The 15,829-nt window shown below is 70.6% G+C and carries 13 protein-coding genes and 1 pseudogene; 9 read left to right on the forward strand and 5 right to left on the reverse strand.

Annotated elements, in window-relative coordinates:
- The 5 genes from ACF1ED_RS33365 (at position 1) to ACF1ED_RS33385 (ending at position 4,993) form a co-directional block, all read left to right on the forward strand.
- Positions 1 to 1,281: an MFS transporter gene (locus tag ACF1ED_RS33365; protein WP_391766945.1), complete on the forward strand. Its 1,281-nt coding sequence runs from the start codon at positions 1 to 3 to the stop codon at positions 1,279 to 1,281.
- Positions 1,278 to 1,946 carry a 2OG-Fe(II) oxygenase gene (locus tag ACF1ED_RS33370; protein ID WP_391766947.1) on the forward strand — a complete coding sequence of 223 codons (669 nt, stop codon included), beginning with the start codon at positions 1,278 to 1,280 and terminating at the stop codon, positions 1,944 to 1,946. The genes ACF1ED_RS33365 and ACF1ED_RS33370 overlap by 4 nt, the downstream gene beginning before the upstream one ends.
- A complete protein-coding gene (gene rsgA, locus ACF1ED_RS33375) occupies positions 1,943 to 2,980 on the forward strand; it encodes a ribosome small subunit-dependent GTPase A (RefSeq protein ID WP_391766949.1) in 1,038 nt (345 codons plus the stop codon). The genes ACF1ED_RS33370 and rsgA overlap by 4 nt, the downstream gene beginning before the upstream one ends.
- A gap of 150 nt (positions 2,981 to 3,130) precedes the next feature.
- A complete protein-coding gene (locus ACF1ED_RS33380) occupies positions 3,131 to 3,670 on the forward strand; it encodes a carboxymuconolactone decarboxylase family protein (protein ID WP_391766950.1) in 540 nt (179 codons plus the stop codon).
- Between the two features lie 24 nt (positions 3,671 to 3,694).
- Entirely contained in the window at positions 3,695 to 4,993 is a 1,299-nt protein-coding gene (locus ACF1ED_RS33385; protein WP_391766952.1) for an MFS transporter, read from the forward strand.
- A gap of 66 nt (positions 4,994 to 5,059) precedes the next feature.
- Here the strand turns inward: ACF1ED_RS33385 and ACF1ED_RS33390 are convergent, their stop codons facing one another.
- The 3 genes from ACF1ED_RS33390 to ACF1ED_RS33400 form a co-directional block, all read right to left on the reverse strand.
- Complete coding sequence (locus tag ACF1ED_RS33390) at positions 5,060 to 6,676, reverse strand: multicopper oxidase family protein (RefSeq protein WP_391766954.1); 1,617 nt, start codon at positions 6,674 to 6,676, stop codon at positions 5,060 to 5,062.
- A gap of 119 nt (positions 6,677 to 6,795) precedes the next feature.
- Positions 6,796 to 7,293: a carboxymuconolactone decarboxylase family protein gene (locus ACF1ED_RS33395; protein ID WP_391766956.1), complete on the reverse strand. Its 498-nt coding sequence runs from the start codon at positions 7,291 to 7,293 to the stop codon at positions 6,796 to 6,798.
- A gap of 58 nt (positions 7,294 to 7,351) precedes the next feature.
- The gene (locus ACF1ED_RS33400) at positions 7,352 to 8,350 is read right to left on the reverse strand and encodes a hypothetical protein (protein ID WP_391766958.1); all 999 of its coding nucleotides are present in this window, start codon (positions 8,348 to 8,350) and stop codon (positions 7,352 to 7,354) included.
- 162 nt (positions 8,351 to 8,512) lie between these two features.
- On the opposite strand from ACF1ED_RS33400, the gene ACF1ED_RS33405 reads away from it, so the two are divergent.
- Positions 8,513 to 8,809 (forward strand): hypothetical protein, encoded by a 297-nt coding sequence (locus tag ACF1ED_RS33405; RefSeq protein ID WP_391766960.1) that lies wholly within the window; start codon positions 8,513 to 8,515, stop codon positions 8,807 to 8,809.
- Between the two features lie 538 nt (positions 8,810 to 9,347).
- Here the strand turns inward: ACF1ED_RS33405 and ACF1ED_RS33410 are convergent.
- Positions 9,348 to 9,578: a hypothetical protein gene (locus ACF1ED_RS33410; RefSeq protein WP_391766962.1), complete on the reverse strand. Its 231-nt coding sequence runs from the start codon at positions 9,576 to 9,578 to the stop codon at positions 9,348 to 9,350.
- Positions 9,579 to 9,983: 405 nt separating this feature from the next.
- On the opposite strand from ACF1ED_RS33410, the gene ACF1ED_RS33415 reads away from it, so the two are divergent.
- Complete coding sequence (locus ACF1ED_RS33415) at positions 9,984 to 10,970, forward strand: dihydrolipoamide S-succinyltransferase (protein ID WP_391766964.1); 987 nt, start codon at positions 9,984 to 9,986, stop codon at positions 10,968 to 10,970.
- Positions 10,970 to 11,572, forward strand: a complete 603-nt coding sequence (locus ACF1ED_RS33420) for a hypothetical protein (RefSeq protein ID WP_391766966.1) — start codon at positions 10,970 to 10,972, stop codon at positions 11,570 to 11,572. Before ACF1ED_RS33415 ends, ACF1ED_RS33420 begins: the two co-directional genes overlap by 1 nt.
- Positions 11,573 to 11,676: 104 nt before the next feature.
- Here the strand turns inward: ACF1ED_RS33420 and ACF1ED_RS33425 are convergent.
- A pseudogene (locus ACF1ED_RS33425) lies at positions 11,677 to 12,279 on the reverse strand (IS256 family transposase); the annotation flags it as partial.
- Positions 12,280 to 12,463: 184 nt separating this feature from the next.
- Between ACF1ED_RS33425 and ACF1ED_RS33430 the strand changes: the two are divergent.
- A complete protein-coding gene (locus tag ACF1ED_RS33430; protein ID WP_391766968.1) occupies positions 12,464 to 13,132 on the forward strand; it encodes a transposase family protein in 669 nt (222 codons plus the stop codon).
- Positions 13,133 to 15,829 lie beyond the last annotated feature (2,697 nt).

The raw sequence follows: 15,829 nt of genomic DNA on the forward strand, positions 1-15,829 counted from the left end.
GTGCCCACCGCCACCCTCAAGGACCAGGCCGCGACACTTCGCGATCCCCGTTTCGCGACGTTCTTCACGGGCCACGTCGTCTCCAGGATCGGCGACGCCCCGGTCCCCGTCGCGTTCGCGCTGGCGGCCTACCAGATCTCCCACTCGGCGGCCGCGCTGACCTGGGTGCTGCTGTCCCTGTGGGCGGCCCGCTTCCTCCTCGTGGCCACCGGCGGCCGGCTGGCCGACCGCCACGACCGGGTCCGCGTGATGATCGGCGCCGACGTGCTGCGCCTGGTCGCGCAGGGCGGGCTCGCGGTCGTGGCGATCAGCCCACTGCACCTGCAGAGCTGGCACCTGTGCCTGTCCGCGGCGCTGTACGGGGCGGGCACCGCCCTGTACAACCCGGCCCAGATCGGCCTGACCCCCGAACTGGTCCCGGAGGACCGGCTCCAGCGGGCCAACGGGCTGCTGTCGCTGGTCGCGGACGTCGGCTTCCTGCTGGGCCCGGTCCTGGCAGGCGTGCTGATGGGCACGGTCGGCTTCGCGTGGATCCTGTGGCTGGACGTGGTGTCGTTCGCGGTGAACCTGGTCTGCCTGGTCCGCCTGGCGCGGCTGCGCACCCCCGTCCGACGCACGACGCCGGCACGGACGCCCCCCGCCCCGTCCGAGGCGGCCGCCGGGCCGAACCCGGCCGAGACTCCCGACGCCCGCTTCCGCGCGAGCTTCGCCGTCATGGCCCGCTACCCGTGGTTCTCCTTCGGCATGGCCCTGTGGTTCGTCGTCTCCCTCGGCATCGGACTGACCGCCGTCGCGGGCCCGGTCGTCGCCGTCGACTCGCTGGGCGGCACCGGCGCCTGGTCCGTTCTCGCCACCTGCCTCGCCGTCGGCTCCCTGCTCGGCTCCCTCGCCGTCATGTCGACCAGCAGGCAGCACCCGTGGAAGGCCGCCTCGGTGGTCGTCACCCTCGGCGCGGTCCTGCAGTTCGTCGCGCTGACCCTGCGCGACCAGCTGCCGACGGCCGTCCTCGGCGCCGCGTTCGCGCTGTGCGCACTGACGACCGCCGCCTGCGGAATCGTCTGGGACACCACGTACCAGAGCGAGGTCCCCGAGCGGTACCTCTCCCGCCTCGGCTCCGTCGACAACTTCGTCAACGCCGCCGGAGTGCCCGTCGGCATGCTCCTCGGCGGCCTGTTCGCCGACCACTACGACACCGTCTTCCTCGGCATCTGCGTGGTGCTCGCCGTGCTGTGCGTCCCCGCTGCCCGCCTGGCCGGATCCGGAAGGAAAACCGCCGCATGAACCTCTCCGCCCTCCTCGCCGCACCGGCCACGAACCCGCGGGCGCGGGTGCACTCCGCGGGGGAGCGGTACGTCGTCATCGACGACCTGCTGCCCGCCGCCGACTTCGAGGCCACCGCCGAGGCGTTCACCCGCATCAGCCTCAAACCCGTCCTGAGCACGATCGACCCGGTGTACGACGGCTTCGCCTACCGGGGCGGCGAGGAGCGCCAGGACCTCGCACGGAACGCCGACGACACACCGAGGTGGCAGCGCGCCGTCAAGGAGCGGATCACGGCCCACCTCGACCTGCTCGCCGCGCCCGGCCGCGCCGAACACCTCTCCCTCACGATCAGCGCCTGGGGCTACCCGGCCGGGTCCCGGCTCAGCTGGCACAACGACGCGGGCGCCGGCCGCATCGGCGCGTACGTGTACTTCACGCACCGCGCCTGGGACAGCGACTGGGGCGGCGGCCTGGCCGTCTTCGACGAGGAGTCCCGCCCCGACGCCGCCGACGGCGCCGCGCTCGTGGACTCCGCCGGACACCCGACGCTGATCCTGCCCCGGCCGAACCGCCTCGTCGTCTTCCGCGCCCACACCATGCACGCCGTCCAGCGCGTCGACACCACGGCGGGCGACCGCCTGCGTCGCACCTGGACCGGCTTCATCACCGAGGACACCCCGTGACCGACACCTTGACCCCCGCCTCCGCCCTCACGCACCTCGGCTGGACCGACGGCGACCCCCACCCGGCCACCGGCACCGCCCTGGCCCGCGTCGTGGTCCACCACGGCACCCGGTGCGAGGTGCTGGCCGCTGCCCCCGACGGCACCCTCACCGCCCACGCGGCGGACATCGCCCCCACGCTGCCGGTCACCCCGGTCGCCGGCGACTGGGTGGAACTCGGCCCCGACGGCCGGATCGCCGCCGTCGCCGCACGCCGCGCGGTCCTCACCCGCGCGGGCTCCGCGGGCCAGGGCCGTCAGGTCCTCGCCGCGAACATCGACACCGTCCTGATCGTCGTCCCCCTCGCCGGCGGCCTCAACGCAGCCATGGTGGAGCGCCTCTCCGTCATGGCCTGGGACAGCGGCGCCCAGCCCGTCCTCGTGCTGTCCAAGAGCGACACCACCGACGACGGCGGAGTGCGGGATGCCGCCGCCGCCGAACTCCTCAGCCCCGGCATCCCCGTCCTGCCCGTCAGCGTCCGCACCGGCGAGGGCCTCGACACTCTCCGCGCCCACCTCGGACCCGGCACGACGGCCGTGATGCTCGGCCCGTCGGGCGCGGGCAAGACCTCGCTGCTCAACGCCCTCGAAGGCACCGACGAGGCGGTCGCGACCGTCGGCAGGTCCGGCGGCCGGCACACCACCACCACCCGACGCCTGCACCTGCTGGCCTCCGGCGGAGTCCTCCTCGACATCCCCGGCATCCGCTCCCTCGAAGTCGCCGCCGGCCGTTCGGCCGTCGACGACGTGTTCACCGACATCGCCGCCCTCGCCCCGTACTGCCGCTACACCGACTGCGGACACGACGGAGACCTGGGCTGCGCCGTCGAAGAGGCCGCCCGCGCCGGCACGCTGCCCGCCGCCCGGCTGGCCACCTGGCACAAGCTCCAGGGCGAGATCGCCTACCGCAGGCGCCGCGAGGACCCGGCGGAGATGGCCGACACCCGCCGCCAGTGGAAGGCCGTCAGCAAGCAGGCCCGCCGCAACCGCCGCTGACCCCACCGGCCGGTCCCCCGCTCCCCGCACCCCGCCCGACCCGGAAGGATCCCCTCAACTCAGTTCGGCACTCAGGAAGTTGGCGACGACCGATCCCGCGTGTCCAGGATGAGGCCGCGACCTCCGTCCCGACCAGCTAAGGACCCACCGGTGCCGCACATCACCCTAGCCAACGACCTCCCGGGCATCCGCGGTCTGATGACCGACCGCCCCGACACGGCCATCCCCCTCAACGACCTCGCGGACACCCTGCTGCGCGGCCCGTCGCCCCTCACCCGGGGAGAGCGCGAACTGATCGCCGCGTACGTCTCCGAGCTCAACGCCACCCGCTTCTGCGCCGACACCCACGGCGCGGCGGCCGCAGCCCAGCTCGAAGGCGGCGCCACCCTGGTCGAGGCAGTGCGGCACGACCCCGACACCGCCGACATCACCCCCCTCGTACGGGCCCTGCTCCGCGTCGCCGCCGAGGTCCAGGCCCAGGCCGCACCGGTGAACGACACCACGATCGCCGCCGCCCGCGCCGCCGGCGCCACCGACACCCACCTGCACGACACCGTGCTCATCGCCGCCGCCTTCTGCATGTACAACCGCTACGTCAGCGGCCTGGCGACCGCCCTCCCCACCGCCCCCGACTACTACGACGAGGCCGGCCGCCGCATCACCGCACACGGCTACGCCGCCGCCGTCTGACCGCCGACCGAGAAACGGCCCACCATGTCTGCGCACCCACCGAAGAAGGACCACCGCCGCGCGGTCACCGCCACCGTCGTCGGCAACTTCATCGAATCCTTCGACTGGCTCGGCTACGGCCTGTTCGCACCGCTGTTCGCCGCCCAGTTCTTCCCCTCCGACAACGCCCTCACCTCCCTCCTCGGCGTCTTCGCCGTCCTCGGCGTCGGCGTCCTCATGCGCCCGCTCGGCGGCATCCTCCTCGGCCGCTACGCCGACCGCCGCGGCCGCCGCCCCGCCCTCATGCTCGCCGTCTCCCTCATGGCGGGCGGATCGCTCCTCATCGGCCTCACCCCGGGCCACGCCCACATAGGCCTGCTCGCCCCCGTACTGCTGCTCCTCGCCCGCATGGCGCAGGGCATCTCCCACGGCGGCGAATGGCCCGCGGCGACCACGTACCTCATGGAGGTCGCCCCCGACCACCGCAAGTCCACCTACGGCAGCCTGTTCTCGCTCACCACCTGCGCGGGCGCGTTCACCGCCTCCCTCCTCGGCGCCGTCCTCACCGCCGCGCTCGGCCCGGCCACGATGGCCGACTGGGGCTGGCGGGTGCCGTTCCTCGTCGGCGGCCTGCTCGGCCTCGTCCTGCTCATGCTGCGCAGCCGCCTCGCCGAGACCGCGGTCTTCGAACGCGAGGTCCGCACCCGCCGCGACCGCGGCTCGCTGCGCCAGGTCCTCTCCACCCACCGCCGCCAAGTGCTGCTCGCCGTCCTGCTGGTCGCGGGCAGCGGCGCCGTCGGCGGCACCTGGCCGTCGGTCGTCCCCGCCCTCGGCGGCCGTCTCGCCCCGCCCGGCACCATGCTGTGGGCCGTGGTGACCGCCACGGCGCTGATGATGGTCCTCAACGTGCCCATCGGCCTGCTCGCCGACAGGATCGGAGCCACCCGCCTCCTGGTCGGCGCGGGCGTGCTGTTCTCCGTGACCGGCTCCGTCTCGTACCTGACGATGACCGGCACGTTCACCAGCCTCCTCTTCGCGTACGGCTCCGGCGTGGTCTACCTGGTCTGCGTCACCTCGGTCCTGCCCAAGCTGCTCACCGAGATCTTCCCGGCGCAGAACCGCGCCCTGGGCGTCGGCCTGCCGAACGCCGTCACCGGCGCCGTCCTCGGCGCCGTCGGCCCCGCCGCCGCGACCTACGCCGCCGAGCACGACGCCGACGGCTGGTTCATCGCGGGGATCATGGCCGCGGTCATGCTGTCGATCCCGGCCACCCTGCTGGCCCGCCGCACGCCCCGCCCCGCCACGCCCGCCCTCGACCGCTCGGGCCTCACGCTCGTCCGGTGAGACGACAACGGTCCCGGCCCCCGACGAGGGGACCGGGACCGACGACGGCACCGCTGCGACGAAGCGTCAGACGATCTCCATCTGCGCCATCATCCCGATGTCACTGTGCTCCTGCAGATGACAGTGGTACAGATAGCGGCCCTTGTAGCCGCTGAACGTGGCCTGCACCCGCACCGTCTCACCGGGCCGCACCAGCACCGTGTCCTTCAGCCCGTTCTCGCCCGGCAGCGGCGGCCCGCCGTTCCGGTCGAGCACCCGGAACGGCACCAGGTGCATGTGGAAGGTGTGGTTGACCGGGCCGAACGGAGTGTCAGCGGGGTCGGTGTTCGTGACCCGCCAAATCTCGGTGGTGCCCTCCACGATCCGCGTGTCGACCCGGTTCGGGTCGAACGTCTTGTCGTTGATGGCGAACTCCTCGCCCGAGGGCGAGAACGACAGCTTCACGTCCCGCTCGACCGTCGCGGCCGGCAGCGCGGGCAGTTCACGCAGCCTGCCCGGAACCCGGCTCCGGTCGACCACCCGACGGGTCACGTCGAACCGCATCACCGGCTCGTCGGCGCCGTCGCACACATCGTTGAGCACCAGCTTGCTGCCGACGGCCTGCGCCGAGAAGTCCACCACGATCTCGACCCGCTCACCCGGCACGATCATGATCTTCTTGCGGGGCAGCGGCTCCGGCAACAGCCCACCATCGCCGGCGATCTGCACCATGTCCAGACCACCCAGGTCCAGCTCGATGTTCCGGTGCAGCGTCGCGTTGAGCACCCGGAAGCGGTACTTGCGCGCGTCCACCTGGAAGTAGGGCTTCTGCCGACCGTTGACGTGCAGCGTCGTCGGCAGCGGACTCGGCTCGAAGATCATGCCCCCGTTCTCGTCGAAACGCGCGTCACGGATCATGATCGGCACGTCGTACGCGCCCCGGGGCAGCCCCAGCTCCGCTTCGTCCCGGCCCTCGATCAGATAGAACCCGGCCAGCCCCCGGTACACGTGCTCGGCCTCCTTGGAACACGTGTGGTCGTGGTACCAGAGCGTCGCGCCCTGCTGCCGGTTCGGGTAGTCGAAGACCCGGGACGTGCCCGGTTCGAGCAGGTCCATCGGAAAGCCGTCGCTCCCCGGCGGCACGTGCCCGCCGTGCAGGTGCACGGTCGCCGCCCGGTCGAGCCGGTTGACGTACCGCACCTTCACCCGACGACCGGCCTTGGCACGGATCGTCGGACCGATGAACTGCCCGCCGAAGGTGAGCACCGGTGTGGGACGGCCCGGGAAGAACTCCGCCCGCCCGTGCTGCATCGCCAGCTCGTACACATCGGTGTCACCGAACGAGGACACCGGCCTGAGCACCCGTGGCACCGGCAGCTTCTCCGAGAACGCCGTGTGCGGCGGAGGCGTGCCGGTCCCCGCCGTCGGCTCGGCCGTCGCCGGTGCCGCCGTGCCCTTGTGATGGGCGTGGGGGTCGGAGACCGGAGCGTCCGACGCGCCCGCCTCGGCACCCGCCGCGCTCTGCCCCCACCACAGCAGCGCACCGCCGGCCGTCGCCACACCGCCGCCCATCGCCAGCAACCGCCGTCTGTTCAGCATCTGTTCCCCATTCGGTGCGAGCCGGAAGAAGGCGACCGTCCAGCCCGCCGGGAACGCGCGCGAGCAGAAGTCGCTCACCCCGGGGTCGAACAGAAAATCGCTCATCGATCCTGGTGGTGATCAGCCCGCCGGGCATCTTCACGCGTGCTGTGTTCCACGCGTGGCGAAGGGCTCCGGCGGCGAACGGCCGCCGGAGCCCCACAGGACACCCGTTCCCGCCGGCGTCAGCCCGAGCCCTGCGGCAGGTACCCCTCGGCCACCAGCGTCGCCCCGATCCGGTCGTACACGGCGGGATCCTCCGGAGTGATCGCCCCGAGCCCGTCGACGTACCGGTTGAACATGCAGAACGCCGCGGCGATCAGCACCGTGTCATGGATCGCCTCGTCGTCCGCGCCCGCCGCCCGCGCGGCCGCGACGTCCTCCTCGGCCACCGTGCGGGCATCACCCCGAACCTTCCCCGCGATCGCCAGCAGCGCCCGCGTCCGCTCGCTCACCGGAGCCGTCTCCAGGTCCTTCTGCACGGCCTCCACCAGCGCGTAGTCCCCGCCATGGGCGTGTGCCGCGGCCGCGGTGTGCGACCCCGTGCAGTACCGCGTCCCGTTGCCGTACGACACGTACGCGGCGATCAGCTCCCGCTCACCCACCGACAGCGGCGAGTCACCCCGCAACAACTGCTCGGCCAGCCCGCTCAGCAGCCGCCCCGAAGCGGGCTTGCTCGCCATCAGGCCCCGGATCCCCGGCACCGGTGAAGGTATCTCGATGTACGGCACCGCCGGCCCCCTACCGGTTGAACCACGGAGTGGACGTCGGGTCCGTCGACAACTGGCTCAGCACCAGGTTCGCGACCTTCTGCTCACCCGAGGCCGAGGGGTGCACCCCGTCCGACTCCAGATCCGAGCACGCCCACTCCAGCCCGTCGCCACGCCCCGGCGTACCACCGGCCACCCCGTCCGAGCCCAGACCGTCGGCCCACATGTACGGCCCCCACGACAGCCACGGCGCGACCCCGCCCGCCCCGTACGCCAGGTCCGAGGCCCCGTTGATCTGGTCCTGGATCAGCTTCTTGACCGCCCAGCCCTGCTGGTAAGCGCCCGCGCCGCGCGCCGGGGCGTAGGTGTAGATGCGGCTGGCGACATAGCCGAGCGCCAGGTTGGGGTACTTCGCCCGGGCGTTGCGCGCGATCGAGGCCAGCGAGTTCCGCAGATTCTGCGCACCCTGCGGGAACGCCCCCAGGTTGTCCCCGACGAACTGCTCCTTCAGCCACACCGCCTGCACCTGCGCCGGCGTCACACCGGCGTTCGACAGCCGGCCGGCCAGCACCGACCAGGTGGCGTCCGAAGGGTTCGCCCAGGCGGAGGCGTCCTTGCCGCCCTGCGCACCGTCGACGATCACGAGCTTGTCGTTCAGGTTCCCGTACGTCTTCGTCGCCGCGACGAACTTCTGGAACTCCTGCGTCGTGTTGGACATGCCGATCGAGATCAGCACCACCTTGCCGTTGACCGGATCGACCTGACCGGCGGCGTTGCGCGGCAGCACCGCGTTCTGGGCGAGGTCCACCCCCGCCGCGGTGTGCGCGGCGGGCCGGACATTGCTGCCCCCCGGATACAGACCCCCGGTCAGACCGTTGTACGTACCCGTCCCCAGGTCGTTCAGCGGCACCAGACCGCTGGACGTGTACGTGCAGTCCGCGGCGGCGGCCGCGGGCTGCGGCACGAGTGCGATGCCGAGCGCGGTGACCGCGGCGGTCAGATAGACCCCGAGTCGTCCGGTCTTCTTCATGGTTCCCCTCCATGGACGGCGAGCATCGGGCCGGCGGCCCGGCAACGATGCTCGCCACGACGCCCCCACCCCGCACCTCCTGCCGTGCCGTCCCCGTGAGCCGCGCCGACTGTGCCAAGTCGGACCCTGCCCCCGCCCCCACCCGCCTGGCACGATGGCCCCATGCCCCTGTCACGCCCCCGCGGATCGTTCCTCTCCATCGGCTCGAAGGAGTCGATCCTCTCCATCGGATCCGTCGGATCGGTCCTGTCCGTCGGCTCCGTCGGCAGCGTCCTCTCGATCGGCTCGGTGGGCAGCGTCCTGTCGGCCGGCTCGATCGGATCCGCCCTCTCCCTCCTCTCCACCGCCTCCTGGCTGAGCACCGGGTCCCTGCTCTCCGCCCAGTCCCGCTGGTCGGTCCTGTCCTGGCGCGCCCACCACGGCTTCCGCACCGCGAACCGCGCCCGCCCCGGAGCCTGAGCGGGATCGCCGAGGCCGAGGAGTCCGGCGCCGACGGCGAACCGGTCCCCTCCGGTCCGCGCGAGCCGCGCCCCGACCTTGACGTCCTCGACGCGGCCGCACCGCTCGATCCTGCGGCCGGCGGCCCGCGGTCCGTCACGGAGATGACGATGACGGACGGGAGGCCGCCGGAGGAGCTCTTGCCACCGGTGCTTCCACGCGCCTGAGCGGGATGCTGTCGGCGGGACCGGCGACGCGCGGGACGGGCGCGAGAACTCCTGAGAGAAGAGGCCCCGCTCCGCCCAGGCCGCCCTTGCCGTTGGCGAACACCACCATGGACCGCGCCCCGACCGCCCCGGACGCCGCCTTCGCCCACACCACCGGCACCATCGGCCGCCCCGGCACCAGGACCGACTCGCTCCTGGCCTCCTCTTCCTCCACCGTCGGCCCGGCCGTCACCACCCGGAGCCCCTCGCCGCCGACGCATCCCGCGCCGCCGTACGTTCCCCGGTCGACCCGCAGGCTCGCCTACCGAACGAACGTTCTGAATCTAATTCTGTCAATTGGTATGCGAATTATGCATCAAAAGTGATAGGGTTGCATCATGGCTGGTATCGAAGACGACTTGAGAGTGACAGTCGCGGCCCTGATGGCGAACAGAGGGGAGCGCCAGACGGATCTCGCAGCCGGTCTCGGACAGGCCCAGGCCCAGATCTCCCGCAAGCTCACCGGCCGCGCCCGCTGGTCCCTGGAGGACGTGGACCTCCTCGCCGAGCATTACCGGATCCACGCTCTCGACCTTCTGGCCGGCCCCACTCACGCTCTTGGGGTTTCGCGGGGCGACCTGCCGCCGCTGGAGCCCGTGAGCCTGCGGGCGGCCCCCACGACGCCGGCCCCCACCGAGGCCGGTGCCGCAGAACCCCCGGTGCCGCCGGCTCCGGCGTCCCCCTGCGTACTGTGCGGGCAGCCCGCCACCGAAGAGCTCGACGGTTTCCCCCAGCATCTAACCGCAGAGGACTGCGCGGCCGCTGTTGCCGCCTCCCGCCCCGCGGTCGTTCCCGCTGCGGCCCCCGTCCACCCCTCCGCCGCCACCGACCATGAGCAGCCGTCCACCGCGCCCGTGTCTGCGGAGCCGACCCCTACGCCCGCTGCGGTCGTTCCCACGGACTCGACGGACTCGACGGACTCGGTTTCCGTGCCTTCGGCACCACGTCGTGGCGCCCCCGCTTACGCCTCCGGGACGCTGGTGGAGCAGATCACCGGCCGTGTCCGTGACGTGCTCGCCGAGCACGCCGGGGACCTGGACACGGCGCAGGCCGTGCTGGTCAAGGCGGCGATCCCGGACGTGATGGCGCTGATGAAGTCCTCCCGGGTCGGCGGCCGCTACGAGCACTCCGAGTTCCCGCCCACCGCGGAGATCCTGCGGAAGAAGTCACAGAAGGGCGCGGACGAGATCTGGGAAGGCCGCCCCAAGTGGCGCAACACCGCGCTCGTCAAGGCGGCCAGGAACGGGGAGCGGTTCGAGGTCACCGCGCTCGACATGAACGCCGCCTACCTCTCCGCCCTCAAGTGCCACCTCCCCATCGGCCAGCTCCGCGAGGACACCACCGGCGTCCACGACCCCAAGAAGGCCGGCGTCCACCTCATCACCCCCGCGGACTGGCACCACCCCGACCTGCCCAACCCGCTCGGCAACCGCATGGAACCCGGCGAACTGTGGGTGACGGAATCCACCCTCCGGCTGCTCCTCGACTGCGCCCGCAAAGGCCTCGCGGAGACACCGGTCATCCACCGCTCGCTCGTCTCCGGCGCCTCCGAGGCACTGCTGGAGAAGCTGCGCCGCGCGCTGGCCGAGACCCGCAAGACCGCTCTGGCCGAGGGCGACGAGGTGACGGTCGCCTACGTCAAGGCGATGTACTCGAAGTTCGTCTCGACCATCGGGGAGTCCAGCGCGAACCGGGAGATCCGCCGTCCGGACTGGATGCACATCATCCGGGCGAAGGCGTTCGCGAACCTCTGGATGAAGGCCCACAAGGCCCACACCGCCGGCCTGAAGGTCGTGGAGATCTCCGGAACCGACGAACTCCACGTCGTCGGCGACTGGCAGACCGTCTTCCCGCAAGGCAGGGACCTCAACCAGGTCAAACAGAAGGACGTCTACGTCCTCGGAGGTGAGCGCTGATGAACGGATCCCCCGACCTGTGGTCCCGCTGGGGACAGTGGCGCAAGACCGACGCCGCGGGCATGAAGGGCGGCGAGGCCCTCATCACCGAACTCAACCGGGTCGTCCACACCTCCGGCATCACCTCACCCGTCACCACCAAACGCGGCCTCACCGCCCGCCTGCGCTACCTCGACAGCCCCGCCGGCCGCGCCGAACTCGTCGCCCAGGGCGTCTCCCCGCGCACGATCCGGACCTGGATGAAGGCGAAAGGAAAGACGTCCCCGACACCCGCGAGCCGGGAGAAGATCGACACCGCCTACTGGAACCGCCGCCGGGAAAACCTGATCCGCTCCGGCTGGCTCGCGAAACACCTCGACAACAACGGCCAGGGCCGCCGCATGGAGATCCACCCCGTCGACCAGACCCACGTCGAAGAAAAATACCGCCGCGACCTCAGCACCCGCACCATCACCGTCCGCTACATCTGGACCGACCTCGTCGACGCCTGGGCCAAAAAAGACGCCCACACCGTCGACGAAATCTGGGACGACGTCATCTCCGACCTCGACTCCGACTACAACGCCTACGCCTACGTCTCCTCCGTCGGCATCAACGCCTGAAAGAAACATCCCGCGCCCCGGCCTCCTGCGGCCGGAGCACGGCCGTGCTGAACAGCCGGTCCCGTGTCACCGCCGGCGCGGTCGTGAAGTCGGTCGCCCATCCTCGGCCAGACGGTCTCGACCGCGTCGGGAAGGCCCTTCAGCCCGTCGCAGACCAGCGTGAGGACGTCGTTCACGCCGCGGTTCTTGATCTCGGTAAGGATGTGCATCCAGTGCTTGGCGCCCTCGCCACCGTCCCCGGCCCACAGCCCCAGGATCTCGCGCCGGCCCTCGACGGTGACCGCCAAAGCGACGTAGATGGGCCGGTTGGCGACGGCCCCGTCGCGGATCTTCACATGGATCACGTCGATGAACACGACCGGACGGACCGGGTCGAGCGGCCGGTTCTGCCACGCGGCCGTGCCCTCGAGGACCTTGTCGGTGATCGTGGAGATCGTCTGCCGCGAGACGTCGGCACCATAAACCTCGGCCAGGTGGGCCTGAACCTCTCCGGTGGTCAGTCCCTTCGCCGACAGCGAGATGACCATCTCGTCCACCCCGGACAGACGCTTCTGCCGCTTCTTGACGATCCTCGGCTCGAACGAGCCGTCCCGGTCACGCGGCACGGACATCTCCACCGGGCCGACGTCCGTCAGCACGGTCTTCGCCCGGGTGCCGTCGCGAGAGTCGCCTCCGTTCTTCCCGCCCGGATCGTGCTTGTCATAACCGGGCTGGTGACCGTGAGTTCTTTCAGGGTGGCCATTGACCGAGTGACGCCGGTCAGGTCGAGGTGAGGACCGCAACGCACGAGGCTCCCGTGCCGTCGAGGGAGGTGCTCGAAGTCTCAACCCATCGGCACAGGAGCCCTGTTGGTTCCCCGTCCTGCCGCAGGCCCTGGTCGAGTGGGTCACGATGCTCATCGTCACCCGTGAGGGTGACCGCCGCTGCAAGCTACCGCCCCACCAGCGTTCCCTCGTCGGCCTGGTCCACCTCCGCCGCCACGCCACGCTCGCACGGATCGCCGCGGGCTTCGGCATATCCGTCGGCACCGCCCACGCCTACGTCAAAGCAGTCGTCCAGCACCCGTCCGGCCGGGCACCGGGCCTCCTGCGGGTCCTGCGCGAGACCGATCCGGACTACGTCCTGCTCGACGGAACGCTCGCCGAGTGCGACCGCGTCGGCGACAGCCGAGCGGACTTCTCGCAGAAGCACCGCCGTCACGGCGTGAACGTGCAGGTCGTCGCCGATCCCGCCGGCAAGCTGCTGTGGATCTCCCCCGCCCTGCCCGGCCGCACCCACTGCACCATCCGGACCTGCGAACACCAGGGCGTCCCCGTCCTCGCCGACCGCGCCTACATCGACGCCGCCCCCTGGGCGACCACACCCATCACACGGCTCCCGAACCGGGACCTCACCACGACCCAGCAGACGGTCAACCGGACCCTGACAGCGGCGCGGGCACCCGTCGAACGAAGCGTCGCGCGACTCAAGCCCTGGCGCATCTTCCGCAAAGCCCGCTGCAGCCCCAACCCCATGAAGGCCACCACCGCAGCCGTCCTCACCCTGGAGCGTCAACCCTGAAAATCCTCACCACCCAGCCGTGACCGTGCTCTCGGATCGCGCGAGGATGACTCCTTCTTCGCTTTGTCGCCGATAACGCAGAGCGGTTGTTCTCCGCGCGCGGGGATGGTCCCATGACGGACACTGGCGGGCCGGTAATGAACAGCTGCTTCCCGCACTTGCTGGGATGGTCCCGCGATCAAGGCCGCCGTGAAGGACAACCCCAGGCTGAACCGCTCCCCGCGTATACGGGGATGGACCCGTGGCGCATCACGCCTGCCAGTCGCTCCACTCCTGCTCCCCCTCGTCGGGATGACCCCGGGATTAAGGCGATGGGAGGCTGGCTCAAGTGCTGCTCCCCACCCGTCGTGGGAATGGCCCCCAGGACGGGTGGGTCGACGGTAAAAAGGGCAACTGCTTCCTGCGCCCGCGGGGATGGATCCTTCGACGACTGGGTCGCCGACCACGCCGAGATCTGCTCCCCGTATCCGTGTGGGGATGGTCCCCTCAACCGCCGTCTGGCCAACGCCCGGGTCGGCTGCTCTCCGCGTCTGCGGGGAGGGTTCCCACTGCAGCCGGCTGGCCCGGCTGGTGACCACTGCTCCCTGCTCGTGCGGGGATGGATCCGAGCTGAGCCACGATCTGGGGGGCTTTCGCGATTGCTTCCCGCTCTCGTGGGGATGGTCCTGCAGTTCCGCCTGCGATCAGGTAGAGGAACTGCTGCTCCCTGCGCTTGCGGGGAGGGCCCCTTGAGGACGTTGTGGTTGGTGGGTGTGGTGAGTGCGGGAGAGGTTCATTGTGGTTGCTCACCATGCTCAGGGGTGCTCACCACCGAACTCACCGTAGGGGCTATCCGGCCCCCAAGGGGCTTTTTGTCGGTTTCGGTGAAAGTTGCTTGGGAGCGGGCCCTCGTCGGGTAGAACGGCTGGTCAGGAAGTCTGCTCCCCGCGCTCGCGGGGATGGCCCCATCGGCACCGGGATTGTCTACCTCGCGCCGGACTGCTCCCCGCGCTCGCGGGGATGGTCCCTTGTGAATGAGTGGGTCACGTTGGCCGCCGTCCTGTTCCCTGCGTCTGTAGGGATGGCTCCTTCTGGGGGATGGCTGTGTTTTGTTCCTGGCCGGCTGTTTCCTGTCTGGGTGGGTGGTGGTTCCGGGGTTCGGTCCCGTGTTGTGCGACGCGAGTTGTTCCTCGCGCGTGGGGGTGGCCCCGTGGTGACGGCCGTGTCCGTCAGGTCGATCGTCTGTTCTCCGTGCGCGCGGGGGTGGTTTTGGTGGTGTGAGGTGGTTTCCCGGTGGTGTGGGTGATGTGTTTTCCGCATGGGGCTGGGTTCTGTATGTCACATGTGGAAATCGCATACGGGTGTGTGGTTGTCGGTGGGTGTTCCTGCCGCTGCGGTGTGCTGTTTCTGCTCCTGCCGCTGTCTGTCTTTGATCGTGTGGTGGGGGTTTGTGTCGGTGAAGGGCCGGGGCCCGTCGCTGCGCCCGCCCGGGTGCCCCGCTTGTCGCCTGTGCTGGCCCTGTCCGGGTGCCTGCGTGCCGGCCTGTTGTTTGTGAGGGTTCCTGGCGGCGTGGGAGCTGACGGGGTCTGTCTTTGGGTGGTGGTGTGGTGGGTGTGGGGGTGCTGGGGGCCTTTCAGGCTTTTTCCTGGTGGTGGGGTGTGTTGAGAGCTGTGGGGGAGGGTGTTTCGACTGCGGTTCTCCTCCCAGCACTGGCTGGGGCGGGGGGAGGGGTTCTTTGTCGGGTCGGTACTGCGTGTCAGGGAAGCTCTGGTCGGGCCGGCGCTGCTCTCCGCGGCGTCGGCGTCCGCCTTCTGCCCCTTGCCTGCGGGCGGCTCGGGAACATCGGTCGTGGCGCTTGCCCCTGCTCCTGCGGCGGGGCGGGACAGGGCCTGGGCTGCTCCCCGCAGGTGTGGGGTAAGGGGGGGGGATGCGGTTTTCGCATGTGGGGTGACCACCCTCGTGTATGCGGTTTCCGTATGCACGTGAGGGGCTGTTTCCCAAGCCTCTCTCCCGGCCGCCGACGTAGGACACCTGCCTGCTCGATCGCACGGGCGGCATGCTCCGCAGCTGGCACCGCCCGGCTGCACACCGTCACACCGCCTTCTGTCGGTGTGCTCCTGTGGTGGTGTCTGTCTTCGGAGCGGTGTTGGGTGACGGTTCGTCTTGATGCGCTTTCCGTATGGGGCGTTGACGTCCCGCCAGGAGGTGTGTGCCGACAGCTTTTTGCGTGTTCCTCATACACCGGAAGTTATTTGGTAGTTGGCGGAATATATAGGTGGTTTGGGATGATCCGATGCAGGTCTAGACAACCATTCCAAGCTTCCCTCCTCACTGTCACTTACAGTGACACCCCACACGGTGGCCCCTGGCTCCCTGGAGCACGACCCCGCCACCCCTCGAAGCAACACCACACGACCACGACAAGAGGCTGGCACGCACCGCCGGCCCCGCAGGGGCCGCACACCACCCACCCCACCCAACACACCATCAACCACCCACCACACCAACCCACTTACCAGCACCACCCCCCGCCGCAGGCGGGCGCCCCACCATAAACAACCCCCCACCCCACACCCGCACCCGGCACACCACCCCCACCACCCCGCGGTCACCGAAGGTGCCCGCCCCCACCCCACCCAGCCCAGCGCCGCGCAGCGGCGCAGCGCCTTTGGCGTGACGCAGTCACGCCGCGTCGTGTCTCCGCAGGAGACCGCGCGC

The organism is Streptomyces sp. NPDC014656 (assembly GCF_043084305.1).
GTDB lineage: Bacteria > Actinomycetota > Actinomycetes > Streptomycetales > Streptomycetaceae > Streptomyces.

Coding starts and splice junctions, on each gene's coding strand:
- ACF1ED_RS33390 (WP_391766954.1), bottom strand. CDS start 6,676: ATGAGCGATTTTCTGTTCGACCCCGGGGTGAGCGACTTCTGCTCGCGC.
- ACF1ED_RS33400 (WP_391766958.1), bottom strand. CDS start 8,350: ATGAAGAAGACCGGACGACTCGGGGTCTATCTGACCGCCGCGGTCACC.
- ACF1ED_RS33385 (WP_391766952.1), top strand. CDS start 3,695: ATGTCTGCGCACCCACCGAAGAAGGACCACCGCCGCGCGGTCACCGCC.
- ACF1ED_RS33370 (WP_391766947.1), top strand. CDS start 1,278: ATGAACCTCTCCGCCCTCCTCGCCGCACCGGCCACGAACCCGCGGGCG.
- ACF1ED_RS33430 (WP_391766968.1), top strand. CDS start 12,464: ATGCTCATCGTCACCCGTGAGGGTGACCGCCGCTGCAAGCTACCGCCC.
- ACF1ED_RS33405 (WP_391766960.1), top strand. CDS start 8,513: ATGCCCCTGTCACGCCCCCGCGGATCGTTCCTCTCCATCGGCTCGAAG.
- ACF1ED_RS33395 (WP_391766956.1), bottom strand. CDS start 7,293: ATGGCGAGCAAGCCCGCTTCGGGGCGGCTGCTGAGCGGGCTGGCCGAG.
- ACF1ED_RS33420 (WP_391766966.1), top strand. CDS start 10,970: ATGAACGGATCCCCCGACCTGTGGTCCCGCTGGGGACAGTGGCGCAAG.